The sequence below is a fragment of the Neoroseomonas marina genome, from assembly GCF_012927745.1.
Taxonomy (GTDB): domain Bacteria; phylum Pseudomonadota; class Alphaproteobacteria; order Acetobacterales; family Acetobacteraceae; genus Neoroseomonas; species Neoroseomonas marina.
The window spans coordinates 16,583-34,197 of record NZ_JABBKX010000003.1 but is presented as its reverse complement, the minus strand read 5'-3'; the positions used below and the strand labels follow the sequence as shown (position 1 = coordinate 34,197).

The 17,615-nt window shown below is 69.9% G+C and carries 15 protein-coding genes; 13 read left to right on the top strand and 2 right to left on the bottom strand.

Features of this window, described 5'->3' with window-relative positions:
• Window positions 1–100 precede the first annotated feature (100 nt).
• From GWK16_RS10170 to GWK16_RS10115, 12 genes are all read left to right on the top strand, one after another.
• Entirely contained in the window at window positions 101–1,447 is a 1,347-nt protein-coding gene (locus GWK16_RS10170; protein WP_170053870.1) for a glycosyltransferase family 4 protein, read from the top strand.
• A 43-nt stretch (window positions 1,448–1,490) separates the two neighbouring features.
• Window positions 1,491–3,680 carry a glycosyltransferase family 4 protein gene (locus GWK16_RS10165; protein ID WP_170053869.1) on the top strand — a complete coding sequence of 730 codons (2,190 nt, stop codon included), beginning with the start codon at window positions 1,491–1,493 and terminating at the stop codon, window positions 3,678–3,680.
• Between the two features lie 85 nt (window positions 3,681–3,765).
• A complete protein-coding gene (locus GWK16_RS10160; protein WP_170053868.1) occupies window positions 3,766–4,977 on the top strand; it encodes an ABC transporter substrate-binding protein in 1,212 nt (403 codons plus the stop codon).
• Window positions 4,978–4,980: 3 nt separating this feature from the next.
• Window positions 4,981–5,856, top strand: coding sequence for a branched-chain amino acid ABC transporter permease (locus tag GWK16_RS10155; RefSeq protein WP_338144453.1), 876 nt, complete (start codon window positions 4,981–4,983; stop codon window positions 5,854–5,856).
• Window positions 5,853–6,794, top strand: a complete 942-nt coding sequence (locus tag GWK16_RS10150; RefSeq protein WP_170053867.1) for a branched-chain amino acid ABC transporter permease — start codon at window positions 5,853–5,855, stop codon at window positions 6,792–6,794. Before GWK16_RS10155 ends, GWK16_RS10150 begins: the two co-directional genes overlap by 4 nt.
• Entirely contained in the window at window positions 6,791–7,558 is a 768-nt protein-coding gene (locus GWK16_RS10145; protein WP_170053866.1) for an ABC transporter ATP-binding protein, read from the top strand. The genes GWK16_RS10150 and GWK16_RS10145 overlap by 4 nt, the downstream gene beginning before the upstream one ends.
• Complete coding sequence (locus GWK16_RS10140; RefSeq protein ID WP_170053865.1) at window positions 7,551–8,252, top strand: ABC transporter ATP-binding protein; 702 nt, start codon at window positions 7,551–7,553, stop codon at window positions 8,250–8,252. The genes GWK16_RS10145 and GWK16_RS10140 overlap by 8 nt, the downstream gene beginning before the upstream one ends.
• A gap of 2 nt (window positions 8,253–8,254) precedes the next feature.
• On the top strand, window positions 8,255–9,955 hold the full coding sequence (locus GWK16_RS10135; RefSeq protein ID WP_170053864.1) for a hydantoinase B/oxoprolinase family protein: 1,701 nt from the start codon (window positions 8,255–8,257) through the stop codon (window positions 9,953–9,955).
• Window positions 9,952–11,994, top strand: coding sequence for a hydantoinase/oxoprolinase family protein (locus GWK16_RS10130; protein ID WP_170053863.1), 2,043 nt, complete (start codon window positions 9,952–9,954; stop codon window positions 11,992–11,994). The genes GWK16_RS10135 and GWK16_RS10130 overlap by 4 nt, the downstream gene beginning before the upstream one ends.
• 2 nt (window positions 11,995–11,996) lie before the next feature.
• Entirely contained in the window at window positions 11,997–12,608 is a 612-nt protein-coding gene (locus GWK16_RS10125; RefSeq protein ID WP_170053862.1) for a cysteine hydrolase, read from the top strand.
• A gap of 60 nt (window positions 12,609–12,668) precedes the next feature.
• On the top strand, window positions 12,669–13,376 hold the full coding sequence (locus GWK16_RS10120; RefSeq protein WP_170053861.1) for an RraA family protein: 708 nt from the start codon (window positions 12,669–12,671) through the stop codon (window positions 13,374–13,376).
• A 77-nt stretch (window positions 13,377–13,453) separates the two neighbouring features.
• Window positions 13,454–14,761 carry an NtaA/DmoA family FMN-dependent monooxygenase gene (locus tag GWK16_RS10115; RefSeq protein ID WP_170053860.1) on the top strand — a complete coding sequence of 436 codons (1,308 nt, stop codon included), beginning with the start codon at window positions 13,454–13,456 and terminating at the stop codon, window positions 14,759–14,761.
• 104 nt (window positions 14,762–14,865) lie between these two features.
• On the opposite strand, the gene GWK16_RS10110 is transcribed toward GWK16_RS10115, so the two are convergent.
• Both GWK16_RS10110 and GWK16_RS10105 read right to left on the bottom strand, forming a co-directional pair.
• Window positions 14,866–15,834, bottom strand: a complete 969-nt coding sequence (locus GWK16_RS10110) for a tripartite tricarboxylate transporter substrate-binding protein (protein ID WP_338144452.1) — start codon at window positions 15,832–15,834, stop codon at window positions 14,866–14,868.
• 93 nt (window positions 15,835–15,927) lie between these two features.
• A complete protein-coding gene (locus GWK16_RS10105; protein WP_170053858.1) occupies window positions 15,928–16,401 on the bottom strand; it encodes an Lrp/AsnC family transcriptional regulator in 474 nt (157 codons plus the stop codon).
• Between the two features lie 113 nt (window positions 16,402–16,514).
• On the opposite strand from GWK16_RS10105, the gene hppD reads away from it, so the two are divergent.
• The gene (gene hppD / locus GWK16_RS10100) at window positions 16,515–17,615 is read left to right on the top strand and encodes a 4-hydroxyphenylpyruvate dioxygenase (protein WP_211187312.1); all 1,101 of its coding nucleotides are present in this window, start codon (window positions 16,515–16,517) and stop codon (window positions 17,613–17,615) included.

Sequence of the window (17,615 nt, the reverse complement as noted above, 5' to 3'; positions counted from 1 at the left end):
TCGACCCTGCCTTCAGGGTCGGGTGACGCTTCATCAACCCTTGGTAGTGATACTGGGGCCCCGAGGTCAGGCCCGGCCTTCCAAAACGGACTCGTCGCGAATGCCCGCCAAGCGTGCCCCACGCATCTTCATCGATGGCTACAATCTTGCGCTCGAACAGGGCACCGGCGTCGCCACCTATGCCCGGAACCTCAGCTTCGCGCTGCGCGATCTCGGCGCCGAGGTGGGCGTGCTGTACGGCACCAAGGCGTCCACCATCAGCATGAACCCGCTGATCCGGGAGATCGCCTTCTTCGACCCGCGCGTCGGCCGCCCCTCCAAATGGGTGCAGGCGCTGCACACGACCCGCCGGCTGCTCAGCACCCCCTTCGGCGAGATCGCGACCCAGGTGCCCATCACCGGCCGCGTGGTGCGCGAGACCTACCGATCCCGCCTGCCGCATTTCGATCATCTCTGGAACGTGCAGAACCTGTTCGACGCGCAGCGCCTGCACTTCAACGTCTATCGCAACCGCATGAACGTGCATTTCCGCAGCCCGCCGGATGTCATGCACTGGACCTATCCGCTGGCCCTGAAGATCACCGGTGCGCGCAACGTCTACACCATGCACGACCTGGTGCCGCTGCGGCTGCCCTACACCACGCTCGACAACAAGCGCGGCTACTTCCGCCTGGTGCGGCAATTGTCCCGCCGCGCCGACCACATCTTCACGGTCAGCGAGGCGTCCAAGCGGGACATCGTGAACCTGCTCGGCATGCCCGAGGAGCGTGTCTCCAACACCTACCAGGCGGTCGAGATCCCGAAGAAATACGCCGAAAAGCCGATCGACGAGGTGCGCACGGAGATCGAGGGCACCTTCGGCCTCGAGCACAAGCGCTACTTCCTCTTCTTCGGCGCCATCGAGCCCAAGAAGAACGTGGGCCGGATGATCGAGGCCTACCTCGCCTCGGGGGTCGAGGACCCGCTGGTGATCGTCGGCAAGAAGGCGTGGAAGTCGCGGCAGGAGCTGCGACTGCTCTCGGACAACGAGCACATCCGCTACCTGCTGACGCGGAACGGCATCACCGAGACGCGGCATCGCGTCCGTCATATCGACTATGCGCCGTTCCCGCTGCTGGTCAGCCTGATCCGGGGTGCGAAGGCGGTGCTGTTCCCCTCGCTGTATGAGGGTTTCGGGCTGCCGGCGCTGGAGGCGATGCTGCTCGGCACGCCGGTGATGACCTCCAATACCTCCTCCATGCCCGAGGTCGTCGGTGACGCGGCGCTCCAGGTCGATCCCTATGACGTCCGGGGGATGGTCGACGCGATCCGGTCGCTGGACCGGGACCAGGACCTGCGGGGGCGCCTGTCCCAGGCCGGGCCGGGGCAGGCCTCGCTGTTCTCTGCGGAGCGCTACCAGACACGGCTGCGGGAGGCCTATACAAAGGTCGGCGTGAACTGGGGCTGAGGCGGGGGCCGGCAGCCCCGGCCGATCGGGGGACTGGACCGGCATGGATCGTGACGAGCAGGGGGCGATCGCAGGTGAGCGCCTGCAGCAGGCGGATCGCCTGCGCGACCTCAGGATGTGGGATGCGGCGATCCTGGCCTATCGCGCCCATCTCGCGGCCGACCCGTCCGATTGGCGGGCGCAGGTCCAGCTCGGCCACTGCCTGAAGGAATCGGGCGACCCGGCGGAAGCGCTGGTCGCCTACCGCGCCGCCGAGGCCATCGCGCCGGGCCATGCCGACATCCACCTCCAGATCGGCCATGCACTGAAGCTGACGGGCGATGCCGGCCAGGCCTGGCGCGCCTATGCCCGCGCGCTCGAGATCGATCCGACGCATGAGGAAGCGGCACGCGAGGCTTCGGCCCTGGCGCAGTTCGCGGCCCCCGTGACGCGGGGGCCGCGGGTGCCGGGCCAGACGCTGCAGGTGGTCTTCGACACCTCGGACCTCGTGGCTTACCTCGCCGACAACCGCACGCCGACCGGCATCCAGCGGGTGCAGCTGAACGTGACGGCGCGCGCGCTGCTCGATCAGATCGAGGGCGTGGCCACCGCCGCCGTCGCCTTCGATCCGGCGGGCGGGACCTGGCGCGAGATCGGGCGGGATCTGTTCCTCACGATCTGGCGCCTGTCGCGCAGCGGCGGCGACCCGCGCGCGGCCGACTGGCAGGAGGCGCTGGCCACCCTGCGCAAGGCGCTGGCCACCGGGCCCGACTTCGCCTTCGCTCCGGGCGCGCGGCTGGTGAACCTCGGCACCTCCTGGTGGATCAAGGACTACTTCCTGCATGTGCGGCACGTCGCGCGGCTCTATGGCGTGCGCTACGTGCCGATGATCCATGACTGTATCCCGCTGATGACGCCCGAGCACTGCGCGCCGGGCCTCGTCGAGGAATTCGCGCAGTGGTTCTCCGGCATGGTCGCGATGTCCGACCAGGCGATCGCCAATTCCGAATGGTCGGCCGGCGATGCGCGGCGCATCGCGGGTGCGGCGCTGCCCGGCCTGCCCTTCGATGTCGCCGTCGTGCGGCTGGATGCCGACCTGAAGCGGGACCTCGGCGCCTCGGCCGCGGACGCCTGGCCGGCGCGGCCCGACCTGCCGGAGCAGGGCGAGCCCTTCGTGCTGTGCGTCGGCACCATCGAAAGCCGCAAGAACCACCTGATGCTGTTCAACGCCTGGCTGGCGCTGATCCGCAAGCATGGCGCGGCGCGCGTGCCGCGCCTGGTCTGCATCGGCAAGGCCGGCTGGCTCGCCGATGCGGCGATGACGCTGTGGAAGAACTCGCCGGCGCTGCAGGACCGTGTGTCGATCGCGCATGGCATCCCGGACACCGTTCTGGCCACGCTCTATCGCCACGCCCTCTTCACCGTGACGAACAGTCATTACGAGGGCTGGGGCCTGCCGGTCACCGAAAGCCTGTCCTTCGGCAAGGTGCCGGTCGTCGCGCGCAACACCTCCCTGGTGGAGGCGGGCGGGGAGGCTGCGGTCTATTTCGAGCCGGGCAGCGAACCCGACCTCGTCGCGCGGCTCGAGCAGATGATCTTCGACACCGAGGAACGGGCGCGGCGCGAGACGGCGGTTGCCGCGACGACGCGGCTGCGCTCCTGGTCCGAGATCGCCGACCAGATGATGCGCGCTGCGGCGCAGGGCGGCGCGGGCGAGACCGCGCCGCGCCTGCCGCTCGAGGCCGGGACGACCTATGCCGTGCGGCTGCTCGGCGGCGGGCAGCCCTCCCGGGCCAAGGCCATGGCCGACATGGTGCGGGACGGGCTGAACTGGTTTCCACTGGAATCCTGGGGCACCTGGACCAGGCCCGGCGTGGCGAGGATGCGCCTGTCGTTGCCGCAGGGCGCGGCCGATGGGCCGCTGCGGCTCTACCTCGGCTGCGTCGCGCCGGGGCAGGAGGCGAGGATCGGTCTGCGCGCCTATGGCGCTGGGACCGCGCCGCCACCCTTCATCCGCGTCTCGGTCGAGCCCCAGACGCGCTTCACCTGCCTGACCGACGTGTCCTCTCCCGCCGCCGAGGTGATCGTCGAGATCGACGGCGGCGCCGGGTCGGGCATCGGCACGCGGCGCAAGCCCGATGCACGCAAGGTCGGGGTCGGCGTGACCTCCGTGATGGTCTGCCGTCCGAACGATCTCGTCGCGCGGCTCGACTTCCTGGAACGCCACGCCTTCCGGGTGCTGGGCGACGCCTGAGGGTGCCTTGCGCGAGCGCGGGACCGGGGCCAGTAATGAAAGGGGGTCCGCGGTTCCCGCCGACGGGCCGACAGGGAGCAGAATGATGGCGAAGTTCGAGGTGGCGCGCCGCAGCCTGGTGTTTGGCGTGGCTGGTGTCCTTGCAGCCCCGGCCTTGCCGCGCGCCCAGGCGCCGGCCGTGAAGCTCGGGATCCTGCAGCCCGTGACGGGCGCCTTGTCCCAGGACGGCGAACACGGCCGCCTCGGTGCGGAGCTCGCGATCAACGAGATCAATGCCGGCGGCGGCATCCGTGCCCTGGGCGGCGCCCGGATCGAGATGGTCTTCGGCGACGCCCGCTCGAACCCCGAGGGCGGCGTGTCCGAGGTCGAGAAGATGCAGGCCGAGGGCGTGGTCGCCATCGTCGGCGGCTTCGCCAGCCCGATCTGCCTCGCGGCGTCCCAGGCAGCGTCGCGCTACGACCTGCCCTATGTCGTCGATGTCGGCGTGTCGGACCAGATCGTCTCGCGCGGCCTCGCGAACACCTTCCGCTTCGGGCCGGGCTTCGGCGTTGTCACCAGCGCGGCGCTCGACAACCTGGTCGCGCTGAACGATGCGGCGGGCAAGCCGTCCCGCACCGTGGTGATCGTGCATGAGGACGGGCTGTTCGGCTCGGGCATGGCGCGGCTGCTGAACGCGGAACTGCCCAAGCGCGGCTTCGAGGTGCTGGAGACCATCGCCCACCCGACCCCGGCGCGCGACATGAACAATGTCGCGCTGCGCATCCGCTCGCTGCGGCCGGACCTGGTGATCCCGTCCTCCTACTACGCGGAGTTCGTGCTGCTCGCGCGCACCATGCAGCAGCAGCGCATCCGGCCGAAGGGTATCTACTGCGTGCTGAACGGCGCGGCGTCGAACTACCGCTTCGTGCGCGAATTCCCCGATGCGGCCAACCTGGTCATGGACTGCAACCACTGGCCCGACCCGCGCAAGCCGAAGACGGCCGAGCTGCGCCAGCAGGTGGAGGCGCAGAACCGGTTCTGGCTCTACAACACGCCGATGAACTACTCGGCGGTGATGCTGGTGGCCGATGCGCTGGAACGCGCCGGCCGGGCCGACCGCGCGGCGGTGATCCAGGCGCTGGCGGCGACGGACGGAGCCTTCACGAAGCACATCATGCCTTATGGCCCGACGCGCTTCGTCAACGGTCAGAACCAGGCCGGCGCGCCGGTGAACACCCAGGTGCAGAACAACGACATCAAGGTGATCTTCCCGCGCGACTTTGCCGACGCTCAGCCGGTCTATCCCGTGACCGGCTGATCCGTGGGCTTCCCGCCGGAGATCATCCTGGAGGCCGTGCTGAACGGTCTTCTGACCGGGGCCGTATATGGGCTGGTGGCGCTGGGCCTCACGCTCGTCTACGGCGTGCTGCACATCATCAACTTCGCCCATGGCGCGCTGCTGACCGCGGCGATGTACGGGGCCTATGTCGCGCGCACGGCCCTTGGCATCGATCCCTATGTCGCGGCGCTGCCGCTGGCCGCACTGTTCTTCCTGCTGGGCTATGCGGTGCAGCGCCTGGTGATCGGCCCGGCCAGCCGCGGCAAGGACGAGAACATCCTGCTGGTGACGCTCGGGCTGTCGATCGTCATCGAGAACCTGATGCTCGCCGTTTTCCGGTCGGACACGCGCAGCATCGATGCGCCCTATGCGATGGATGTCGTCGAGTTCGGGCCCGCGCTGCTGGGCTATCCGCGCGTCGTCGGCTTCGGGGCGACGATCCTGGTGGGCATTGCGCTGTATCTGCTGATGACGCGGACGGCGACGGGCAAGGCGATCCGGGCGGTCGCGAAGGAACGCACCGGCGCGGCGCTGGTCGGCATCGACGTCGCGCATATCTACGCCGTGACCTTCGGGATCGGGACGGCGTGCCTCGCCATCGCGGCGGCGCTGCTGCTGCCCTCCTTCTACGTCTCGCCACGCGTCGGGAATGCCTTCGTGCTGGTCGCCTTCACGATCGTGGTGCTGGGCGGCATGGGCAGCGTGGTCGGCGCGCTGCTGGGCGGCCTGATCATCGGCGTGGTGGAGAGCCTGTCGGGCCTCTATCTGGGCGAGAGCCTCGGCCAGATCGGCATCTTCCTGATCTTCATCCTGGTGCTGCTGGTGCGCCCGACCGGGCTGTTCGGGGCGCGGGCATGAAGGGGGCGCTGCCGATCCTCGCCTTCGCGGTGCTGATGGGGCTGGCGCCGCTTCTGGTCGCCAGCAACGTGGTGCTGAACTTCCTCGTCTTCACGCTGATCATCGCCCTGGCGGCGCAGGGGTGGAACCTGCTCGGCGGCTATGGTGGGCAGTATTCCTTCGGCCATGCGGCCTTCTTCGGGACCGGGGCCTATGTCACCGCGATCCTGCAGGTGCGCTATGGCATGAACGCCTATCCGGCCTTCACGGCGGGGATCGGCGTCGCGGCGCTTGTCGGCCTGGCGATCGGCTTCCTGGCGTTCCGCTCGGGATTGCGCGGATCCTATTTCGCGCTGGTGACGCTCGCCTTCGCCGAGGTCTTCCGCGTGCTGGCCAATGCCGCGGAGATGACCGGCGGCGCCGCCGGCATCCTCATCCGGCTGCAGGCGAACCCGGCGAATTTCCAGTTCGCGGAACGCGGCACCTTCCTCTGGGTCGCGCTGGCGCTGGTCACGCTCGCGCTGCTGGCGACGCTGGCGCTGGAACGCTCGCGCCTCGGCGCGCAGCTGGTGGCGGTGCGGGAGAACGAGGCCGCGGCCCAGGCGCTCGGCGTCGACGTGCTGGCGGTGAAGCTGCGGGCGATCACCCTCTCGGCGGCCATGACGGGGGCGGCGGGCGGGCTCTACGCGCAGTACTTCCTCTACCTCGACGCCAACATCGCTTATGGCACCTGGATCTCGGTCGAGGCGCTGCTGGCCCCCATAGTCGGCGGCGCGGGCACCGTCTTCGGGCCGGTGCTGGGCGCGGTCATCCTGCACGGGCTGGGAGAGGCGACGAAGTCCCTCGCAGGCAGCATCCCGGGGATCGATCTGGTGATCTTCGGCATCGTGCTGATCCTGGTGGTGCGCTTCCCGCCGCGGGATCTGCCGGGCCTGCTGCGCCGGCGGAGGCGCGCATGACCGGCACCGGCCCCGATCCGGCCTTCCTCGCCGTGCGTGGCGTGACCAAGCGCTTCGGCGGGCTGCTCGCGGTGAACGATGCGACCTTCGACGTGGGCGAAGGCACGATCACCGGCCTGATCGGGCCGAACGGGGCGGGAAAGACAACGCTCTTCGCCGTCGTCGCGGGCTTCGAGAAGCCGACCTCGGGCATGGTCATGCTGGAAGGCGAGGACATCACCGGCCGAAAGCCGCATGAGCTCGCGCGGATGGGCCTCGCCCGCACCTTCCAGATCGTGCAGCCCTTCGCCGGCTTGACGGTGCGGGAGAACATCGCCGTCGGGGCCTTCCTGCGGGAGGCAAAGCGCGGCGCGGCGCTGGAGGTAGCCGAGGAGGTCGCGACGCGGGTCGGCCTCGCCGACCAGCTGGACAAGCCGGCGGCCGCGCTGACTGTCGCCGGGCGCAAGCGGCTCGAAGTCGCGCGTGCCCTCGCCACGCGCCCGAAGCTCCTGTTGCTGGACGAGGTCCTGGCCGGTCTGAATCCGTCCGAGGTGCGCGACATCGTCCCGGTCGTGCAGGGCATCCGTGCCTCCGGCATCACCGTCCTGATGATCGAGCACGTGATGCAGGCGGTGATGAATCTCTGCAGTCAGGTGCATGTGTTGGCGCAGGGGCGGATCATCTGTTCCGGCACGCCGGCCGAGGTGGTCGCCGCGCCGCAGGTCGTCGAGGCCTATCTCGGCCACGGCGCGGCGAAGCGCCTGCAAGGCGCCGCCCATGCTTGAGATCCGCGGCCTCGAAGCGGGCTATGGGCCGGCCATCGTGCTGCGCGGCGTCGACCTCAGCGTGCCGGCGGGGCGGCTGGTGGCGGTGCTCGGTGCGAACGGGGCGGGGAAGACGACGCTCAACATGGCGATCAGCGGCCTGGTGAAGCCGCGCGCCGGCAGCATCACCTTCGATGGCCGCCGCATCGACGGCCTGGCCCCGCCCGCCATCGCCGAGGCTGGCCTCGTGCACGTGCCGGAGGGCCGCAAGATCTTCCCGAACCTGAGCGTGCGGGAGAATCTCGACCTCGGCGCCTATCGCCGCGCGCGTGGCAACAAGGCGCGGAACCTCGAGCGCGTCTTCGCGACCTTTCCCCGCCTGAAGGAACGTGTGCGACAGATGGCGGGCACGCTGTCGGGTGGGGAGCAGCAGATGCTCGCCATCGGCCGCGGCATGATGGCGGAACCGCGGCTGCTGATCCTCGACGAACCCTCGCTCGGCCTCTCCCCGCTGCTGGTGGAGGAGATGTTCGCGCTGATCCGCCGGCTCCATGCGGACGGACTCGCCATCATGCTGGTGGAGCAGAACGTGGCCCAGAGCCTCGAGGTCGCGGACGACGCCCATGTGCTCGAGAACGGCGCCTTCGCGCTGAGTGGCACGGCGGCGGACGTGCGCGCCGACCCGCATCTCCAGCGCGCCTATCTCGGATTGTAGGAATGCCGATCGACCCTGTGACCCTCGCCGTGCTGAAGGGCCGGCTCGAGCAGATCGCCGACGAGATGGACGCGACGCTCTATCGCAGCGCCTTCAACCCGATCATCGCCGAGGCGCGCGACGCCTGCCACGGCCTCTATCACGCCGAGACGGGCGACACGCTGGTGCAGGGCACCAAGGGGCTGCCGATCTTCGTCGGCGCCATGGCGTTCGCGGTGCGGGCGGTGATCGCGAAGGTGGCGGCGGATGGCGGGCTTGAGCCGGGCGATACCTTCCTGTTCAACGATCCCTATGACGGCGGGACGCATCTGAACGATTTCCGCCTGGTGCGGCCGATGTTTCGCGATGGGCGGCTGTTCTGCTGGCTGGCGAGCGTGGGGCATTGGCTCGACATCGGCGGCAACGTCCCTGGCAACTACAATCCGCGCGCGACGGAGAGCCATCAGGAAGGCGTGCGCTTCCCGCCTGTGAAGCTGATCCGCGCGGGGGTGATGCAGCAGGACATCCTCGACATCCTCGCCGCCAATTCGCGCGTGCCGCAGTCGAACTGGGGCGACCTGAACGGGCAGTTGAACGCGCTGGACCTTGGCGAGAAGCGGCTTGCCGAACTGCTGGCGGATTACGGCGATGCGGCGGTGGCCGAAGCCTTTGGCCTGCTGATGGACCGCGCCGAGGCGCTGATGGCCGCCGAGATCGAAGGCCTGCCCGACGGCACCTATGTCTTCGAGGATTTCCTCGACAATGACGGCGTGGTGGACGAACCGCTGCGCATCGCGCTCGACATGCGGGTCGCGGGCGGGCGGATGGTGCTGGATTTCTCGCGCTCCTCGCCGCCCTGCCTCGGGCCGATCAACATCTCCGTCGCGACCACGGTCGCGGCCTGTTACGTCGCGCTGAAGCATGCCTTCCCGGACGTGCCGGCGAATGCCGGCGTGCTGCGCCCGGTCGAGGTCATCGCGCCGGACAGCACGCTGCTCGGCGCCAAGGCGCCGCGGCCGGTCGCGGGCTATACCGAGACCATCTTGCGACTGATCGGCGTGATCTTCGGTGCACTCGGCCAGGCGCGGCCGGACCGGGCGACGGCGGCGCCTTTCGGGACGATCAATGCGCTGGCGTTATCCGGGCAGCGGGGGGATGGCACGCGCTGGGTCATGTTCTCCTTCTTCGGTGGCGGCCTCGGCGGCAACCCCGAAAGCGACGGGCTGCACCACGCCAACAACCCGATCTCGACCGCGACCATCCCGCCGGTGGAGATCCTGGAAGCCGCGAACCCGGTCATGTTCACCCAATGGGCGCTGCGGCCCGACAGCGGCGGGCCGGGGCTGCATCGTGGCGGCGTCGGCGCGGTCTACGAGATCGAGGCGCTTGCGCCCGGCACCACGGAGATCGCGCTGCTCGGCGAACGCGGGCGCTTCGCGCCCTTCGGCGTCGCGGGTGGTGCCGCCGGGTCAATGAACGCCTTCTGGTGGGAGACGCCGGAGGGGCGTGCGGCGCCGCCGATGGCGAGCAAGGTGGTGGGTGTCTCGATCCGCCAGGGCCAGCGGCTGCGCCTCGAAAGCCCGGGCGGCGGCGGCTGGGGCGATCCTGCGCAACGGCCAGTGGAGGCCATCGCGCGCGACATCCGCCTCGGCCATGTCAGCGCCGAGGCCGCGATCCGCGACTACGGCGTGCGTATCGCGGCGGATGGGAGCGTGTCCCGATGATCGTCGGCGTCGATGTCGGCGGCACCTTCACCGACCTGTTCCTTTTCGACGCCGCGACCGGCACCTTCCGCACCGCGAAGGTGCCGTCCAACCGCGGCGACGAGGCCTCCGGCTTCCTCAACGGCCTGCGCGCCCTGGGCGGCGCGGCCAGCATGGATGCGGTGGTCCACGGCACGACCGTGGGCACGAACGCGCTGCTGGAACGCAAGGGTTCGCGTCTCGGCGTCATCACCACGGCGGGCTTCCGCGACGTGCTGGAGATGCGACGGCGTGACCGCCGCCACACCTGGGGCCTGTGGGGCGATTTCACCCCGGTGGCGGATCGCGACCTGCGGCTGGAGGTGCCGGAACGTACGCTGGCCGATGGCACGATCCGCACGCCGGTCGACATCTCCGCGGTGCAGGCGGCGGCCCGCGCGCTGCTCGCCGCCGGGGCCGAGGCCTGCGCCATCGTCTTCATCAACGCCTACGCCAACCCGGCGAACGAGCACGCCGCGGCCGAGGCGGTCCGCGCGATCTGGCCGAACCCGCATGTCTCGGTCAGCAGCGAGATCCTGCCGGAGATCCGCGAGTTCGAGCGCGCATCGACAACGGCGCTGAACGCCTATCTCCAGCCCGTCGTGGCGGGCTATCTCGAGCGTCTCGAAGGCGCCTTGGCGGAGGAGCGCTTCACCGGCCGCTTCCACATCGTCCAGTCCAATGGCGGCATCATGTCGACCGCCACCGCGCGTCGGATGCCGGTGCGCACGGCGCTGTCCGGCCCGGCGGCGGGCGTCATCGCGGCCGCGGCCATCGCGACCGCGGCGGGGTTCGAGAACGCGATCACCTGCGACCTCGGCGGGACCTCCTTCGACGTGTCGCTGGTCGCTGGCGGGCGGATGGAACTCGCCGCCCAGGCGACGATCGACTTCGGCGTGGTGATCCGCTCCCCGATGATCGAGATCACGACCATCGGCGCCGGTGGCGGGTCCATCGCGCATGTCGACCGGGGTGGGTTGTTGCAGGTCGGCCCGGAATCCGCCGGCAGCCGACCCGGCCCGGTCTGCTACGGGCAGGGCAATGCCCGCCCGACGCTGACCGACGCGAATGTCGTGCTCGGGCGGATCAACGCGGAACGGCCGATTGGTGGGGCGCTGGCGCGGCTCGACGTCGATGCGGCGCGGGAGGCGATACGGCGGCATGTGGGGGACCCGCTCGGGCTCGATCCCATGGCCGCGGCGGAAGCGATCCTGCGCGTGGCGAATGCGAAGATGGCCGGCGCCATCCGCCTCGTCTCCATCGAGCGCGGCCATGATCCCGGCCGCTTCGTCGCGCTGCCCTTCGGCGGCGGCGGCGCGCTGCATGTCGGGGCGCTGATCCGCGAGGTCGGGCTGAAGGCCGCGCTAGTGCCTCGCTATCCGGGCGTGACCTCGGCGCTCGGTTGCATCATCGCCGATGTGCGGCACGACCAGGTGCGCACGCTGAACCTGGCGCTGGACGGGCTCGATGCCGCCGCGCTGGACGCGCGCATGGTCGCGGAGGCCGAAGCCGCGCGCGCCGTCGTCGCGGAGGCTGGGCTGCCGGTCGATGGCATCGAGACGGTCTTCGAACTCGACATGCATTATGCCGGGCAGACGCACACGGTTGCCGTCCCGCTGCCGGTGACGCTGAGCGAGGGCACCACCGGCATCACCGCCGCTGCCGTGCGCGCGGCCTTCGAGGCCGCCTACAGCCGCGCCTTCACCCGCCTGCTGCCGGGTATCCCGGTCCGCATCGTCACGCTGCGTACCGCCGCCATCGGGCGCCGGCCGGCCTTCGACCTCGCCATGCTGGCGCCGGGGGAGGGTGCCTCGATGGATGCCGCCGCGCACGGATCGCGGCCTGTCTGGTTCGACGGCGCCTGGACCGACGCGCGGGTCTTCGCGCGGCTCGACCTGCCGGTCGGGTCCGTCGTTCCCGGACCGGCGATCCTCGAGCAGCCGGATGCGACCATCGTCGTCGATCCGGGCCTCGCGGCGCGCACCGACCGCTTCGGCAACCTGATCATCGAGAGGGCATGACCATGGCCCACGCCCCGGTTCCCGTCGCCGAGACCGCGCTGCTGCTCTGCGACCTACAGAACGACTTCATCCACCCGCAGGGTGCCTATGGCCGCGCCGGACAGTCGGCGCCGGCCATCGCGGCGCTGCCCGCGCGACTGAAGCCGCTGGTCGCGGCGGTGCGCGCCAAGGGCGGCTGGATCGCCTCCACCCACTTCACCCTGGTGCCAGGGAAGGGCGGGGAACCCTTCATCTCGGAGCACCTGCGCGAGCTTCGTCCCTTCCTCGGCAAGGGCGATTTCGCGCCGGGCTCCTGGGGCCATGCGCTGGTCGACGAACTCGCGCCATCGGACCTCGCGGTGGAGAAGCTCGGCTACGACGCCTTCTGGAACTCGCGGCTGGAATGGGTGCTGCGCAAGGCCGGGGTGCGGAAGCTGCTGGTGGCGGGCATCGTCACCAATGGCGGCGTCGCTTCGACCGTGCGCGGCGCGCATGTGCGGGAATTCGAGGTGACGCTGCTCGAGGACGGCTGCGCCGCCTTCTCCGAGCAGGTGCATCGCGCGGCTGTAGAGGGCCTCCGCCCCGTCGCCACCGTGACCACCGTCGCGCAGGCATTGGCCGACCTCAGTACCTGACCTGGCGGTTTGACCGATCCGCCCTGCCAGTCGATGCTGGCCGGACGGAGGAACCGCATCATGGCCACTTATCCCTTCACCGCCGCCGATCTCGAGGCGCTTCGCCAGTGGGACACGCCCACCATCTGCAATGCGCTCGAGCTCGTCGCGCCGCATCGCCGTGGCCATGGCTTCACGGTGCGCCCCATGGTCGCCGTCGACCCGAAGCTGCCGCCGATCTGCGGCCTGGCGCGCACCGGCACGCAGCGCGCGGCCTTCCCCTCCGGCCGCAGCAAGGAAGCGGACCGTGCGATGCGGATCGCCTGGTATGAATACGTCGCCGATGCGGCGCTGCCGACCGTGGTCTGCCTGCAGGATCTCGATGACACGCCTGGCGTCGGCGCCTTCTGGGGCGAGGTGAACAGCGCCGTGCACAAGGGCCTCGGCGCCCAGGGCGTGGTGACGAACGGCTCGGTCCGCGACCTCGACATGTTCGCGCCGGGCTTCCAGGGCATCGCCGGCGTGGTGAACCCGTCGCACGCCTATGTGCACATCGTCGCACTCAACCTCGACGTCACGATCCATGGCATGCAGGTGAAGAACGACGACGTGGTCCATGCCGACCGGCACGGGGCGGTCGTCGTCCCGCATGACGTGGTGACCAAGATCCCTGCCGCGATCGAGCTGCTGACCCGCAAGGAGAAGGTGATCCTCGACATGGCGCGTTCGCACGGCTTCAACATCGCGAAGCTGAAGGAAGCGCTGGCGAAGTCCGACGAGATCCACTGACGCCGCGGCGCGCGCCCCGCTTGCGCATTGCCCCGCCCCGCGCGACGCTGCGGCGCGGCAATCGCAGCGGGGCGGGCATGGCGCGCAAATTCCATCTCGGCTGGTTCCTCCAGGGCTCGTCGGTCCAATCTTGGGGGGAGCCCTGGACGGGCAACATCGGCACCGAATGGATGGTGCCGGAGTTCTTCATCGAGATGACGCGCAACCTCGAGCGCGCCTGCTTCGACTACGTGCTGCTCGAGGACTCGTCCTACATCGGCGAATCCTACGGCGGATCGCGGGAGATCTACCTGCATCACGGCCTGTCCGTGCCGCGGCAGGACCCGTCCATCGTCGCCGCGCTGCTGGCGCGGGAGACGAAGCGCATCGGCATCGTCACCACGCTCGGCACCTTCGCCTATCCGCCCTATCTGCTCGCGCGGCAGATCGCGAGCCTCGACCAGGTGTCCTCGGGACGCATCGGCTGGAACGCGGTGACGGGGTCGTCGGATTTCGCCGCGCGGAACTTCGGCCTGGAGGGCATGCCGCCGCACGACACGCGCTACGACATCGCGGACGAGTACATGGAGGTGGTGCGCGCTCTGTGGGGCTCCTGGGAGCCCGGCGCCATCCTCGCGGACCGCGAGAGCGGCGTGCTGGTCGACCATACGAAGGTCCACGCGATCAACCACGAGGGCACCTACTTCAAGGTGCGTGGTCCGCTGAATTCCGGCCCCTGCGTCCAGGGGCAGCCGGTCATCGCCCAGGCGGGCGGATCACCGCGCGGGCGGCAGTTCGCCGCGAAGCACGCCGACACCATCGTCGCGATGGTGAAGGGCACGGAGGGGATGAAGGCCTATCGCGACGACGTCCGTGCGCGGATGGCCGCGCAGGGGCGCAACCCGGACGACTGCAAGGTGCTGTTCCTCGTCTCGCCCGTCCTCGGCGACACGGAGGAGGAGGCCCGCGCACGCCACAGGCGGAAGCTCGCGACCTCGGAGGAGCAGATCGCCAAGCGCCTCGCGCACCTGTCCAAGATCACCAACCTCGATTTCGGCGCGCTGCCGCTCGACCAGCCGCTCGGATCGCTGACCACCAACGGGCACCAGCAGTCACTCGGCGAGTTCCTCAAGAAGGCGGGAAACAAGACGCTGCGGGAGGCGGCCGAGATCTACTCGGATGCCGGTTCGATCCCGCTGATCGGCACGCCCGCCCAGGTCGCGGAGCGGATGGGGGCGGCCATGGAGGAGATCGGAGGCGACGGCTTCCTGGTCTCGATGGCGGACACCACGCGGCGCAGCATCGCCGAGATCTGCGACGGCCTGGTACCCGAGCTGCAGCGCCGCGGACTGGCGCGGAAGGCCTACGACCACGCGATGTTCCGCGACAACCTGCGCGCTTTCTGAGCGCCCTCGGGCACACCGGCGACCGGTCCTCGTTCCCAAAGGCCTCTCGGCCTTTGGCGGGGAGAGTCCGGGAGGGGCGGCGCCCCTCTCGGTCCCGCCTTCGATCAATCCGCGTAGGACCCCGCCGCCTGGATGATCGGCCGCCAGCGCGCGATCTCCTCCGCGTGGTAGCGTCGATGGAAGGCGAGGCTCGCGCGCTCCGGCGTCGCCGGGTCGGTCACCAGTTCGGCGAAGCGCGTACGCAGGCGTTCGTCCCGCATCGCCAGGAGCAGGGCGGCGTTGATGCGCTGCTGCACCTCCTCCGGCGTCCCGGCGGGCGCGTAGAGCCCGTGCCAGGTGCTCATCGCGATGGCCGGTGCGCCGGCCTCGGCCGTGGTCGGGATGTCGGGCAGCCCGGGCAGGCGCGCCGGGCTCGTCACGCCATAGGCGCGCACCCGGTTCTCGCGGATGAAGGGCACGGTATTGGTCGCCTGGTCGCAGAGCAGGTCGAGCCGCCCGGCCATGAGTTCCGTGATCGCCGGCGCCGTGCCGCGGAAGCCGACGATCGTCACGCGGTTGCCCGCGGCCTGCTGCAGCAGCAGCCCGCAGAGGTTGGCCGCCGAGCCCAGCCCCGCGGTGCCGAGGTTCAGCGCGTCGCCGCGCTGGCGCACCTGCTCGACGAGGCCGGCGAGGTTCTCGGCCGGGAAGTCGGGCCTGGCGATGATCGTCATCGCCGCGTCGGACACCAGCCCGAGCGGCGCAAAGCCGTTCAGCGTGTCGAAGGACAGGCGGCGGAACAGCGTCGCGCCTGCCGCCATGCCGACATTCGTCATCAGCAGCGTGTAGCCGTCCGGCCGGGACTGGGCGACGCGCTGGGCGCCGACATGGGCGGGGCCGATATTCTCGACCACCACGGGCTGCGGCAGGTGCTTCGCCATCGCCTCGGCGACCAGGCGCGTGATGACGTCGGTCGGGCCGCCGGCGGCAGCACCCGCGACGATGGTGATGGTGCGGGATGGGAAGTCCTGCGCCCGGGCGGGCAGGGCGCTCGCGAGGCCTAGCGCGGCCGCGGCGAGCAGGGTCCGGCGGATCATCATTCTTGTTTCCTCCTGCGCGGCCATCTTGGCGGGCCGCGTCCGTTTCACGCGGGCATCCTTGCCGGGATCGAGGCCGGCGTCACGCCTCGGTCAGACGGGCAGGCCGGCGGGGGGCTTCACGGTGCGGAGCACGAAGGCGCTTTTCGTGTCCTTCACGCCGGGCAGGCGCAGCAGGCGGCGGGTGGCGAATTCGCCATAGGCCTCGAGGTCGGTCGCGACGACCTGCAGCAGGTAGTCGGTCTCTCCGCTCATGGCCCAGGCGGCGAGGACTTCCGGCATGCGGCCGATGGCGGCGTGGAAGGCCTCGACCGTCTCCTCCGATCGCGAGGCCAGGCTCACCTGAACGAAGGCGGTCAGGCCAAGGCCGAGCCGCGGGGCGTCGAGCACGGCAGCATAGCCGGCGATGACGCCGTCCTCCTCCATCCGCTTGAGGCGGCGCTGGCAGGGGGTGGGGGAGAGGCCGATGCGTTCGGCCAATGCGACGATGCTGGCGCGGCCGTCGCGCTGAACCTCGCGCAGCAGCCTTCGGTCGGTGGCGTCCAGTGTGGTGGTGGTATCCGCCATGATGGGCTCCGATTGTAGTGAATTCGGCTCATCATGCCCTGAATTCGGTCGAACTTCGCCGGAAACGCTCTGTCCGGCGAAGCGATCCTGTCGTGGAACAGGAGGCACGATCCATGGATATCCCGCCCGACCGCACCGCGATCGCCGGCACGATCTCGGACGCCAACCCGATGGGTACGGATGGCTTCGAGTTCGTCGAGTTCACCGGCCCCGATATCGCACATCTGGAAGGCGTCTTCACCGCGATGGGCTTCGCCCCGGTCGCGCGGCACCGCTCGAAGCAGGTGACGCTGTGGCGGCAGGGAGAGGTGAACTTCGTCCTGAACGCCGAGCCGACCTCCTTCGCGCAGGGCTTCGCGCGCGTGCACGGCGCGTCCTGCTGCGCCATCGCCTTCCGCGTCGCTGACGCCGCCGCGGCCTTCCAGCGGGCCGTGAACCTCGGCGCGCGGCCCTTCCATGGCCGCGTCGGGCCGATGGAACTGAACATCCCGGCCATCGAAGGCATCGGCGGCAGCCTGATCTACTTCGTCGACCGCTACGGCCCGAGCGGCTCGATCTGGGATGTCGATTTCCGCCCGATCCCGGGCGCGGATCCGAACCCGAAGGGCGCGGGCCTGACCGTGATCGACCACCTGACGCACAACGTCCATCGCGGCCGCATGGATGCCTGGGCGGGCTTCTACGAACGGCTCTTCAATTTCCGCGAGATCCGCTACTTCGACATCGAGGGCAAGCTGACCGGCCTCAAGTCCAAGGCCATGACCAGCCCCTGCGGCCAGATCCGCATCCCGATCAACGAGAGCAGCGACGACCGGTCGCAGATCGAGGAGTACCTGCGCGCCTACAATGGCGAAGGCATCCAGCACATCGCCATGGGCACCGGCGACATCCACGCCTCGGTCGAGGCGCTGCGCGACAAGGGCGTGCGCTTCCTCGACACGCCCGACACCTATTACGAGCTGCTGCCGCAGCGCCTGCCGGACACCGGGGAGGACATGGCGCGGCTCGCGGCCAACCGCATCCTGATGGACGGCTCGCCCTCGGGCGGGCGGCTGCTGCAGATCTTCACCGGCACGGTGATCGGGCCGATCTTCTTCGAACTCATCCAGCGCAAGGGCGACCAGGGCTTCGGTGAGGGCAACTTCCGCGCGCTCTTCGAATCCATCGAGCTCGACCAGGTCCGCCGCGGCGTGCTGAAGCCAGCGGCGGAATAA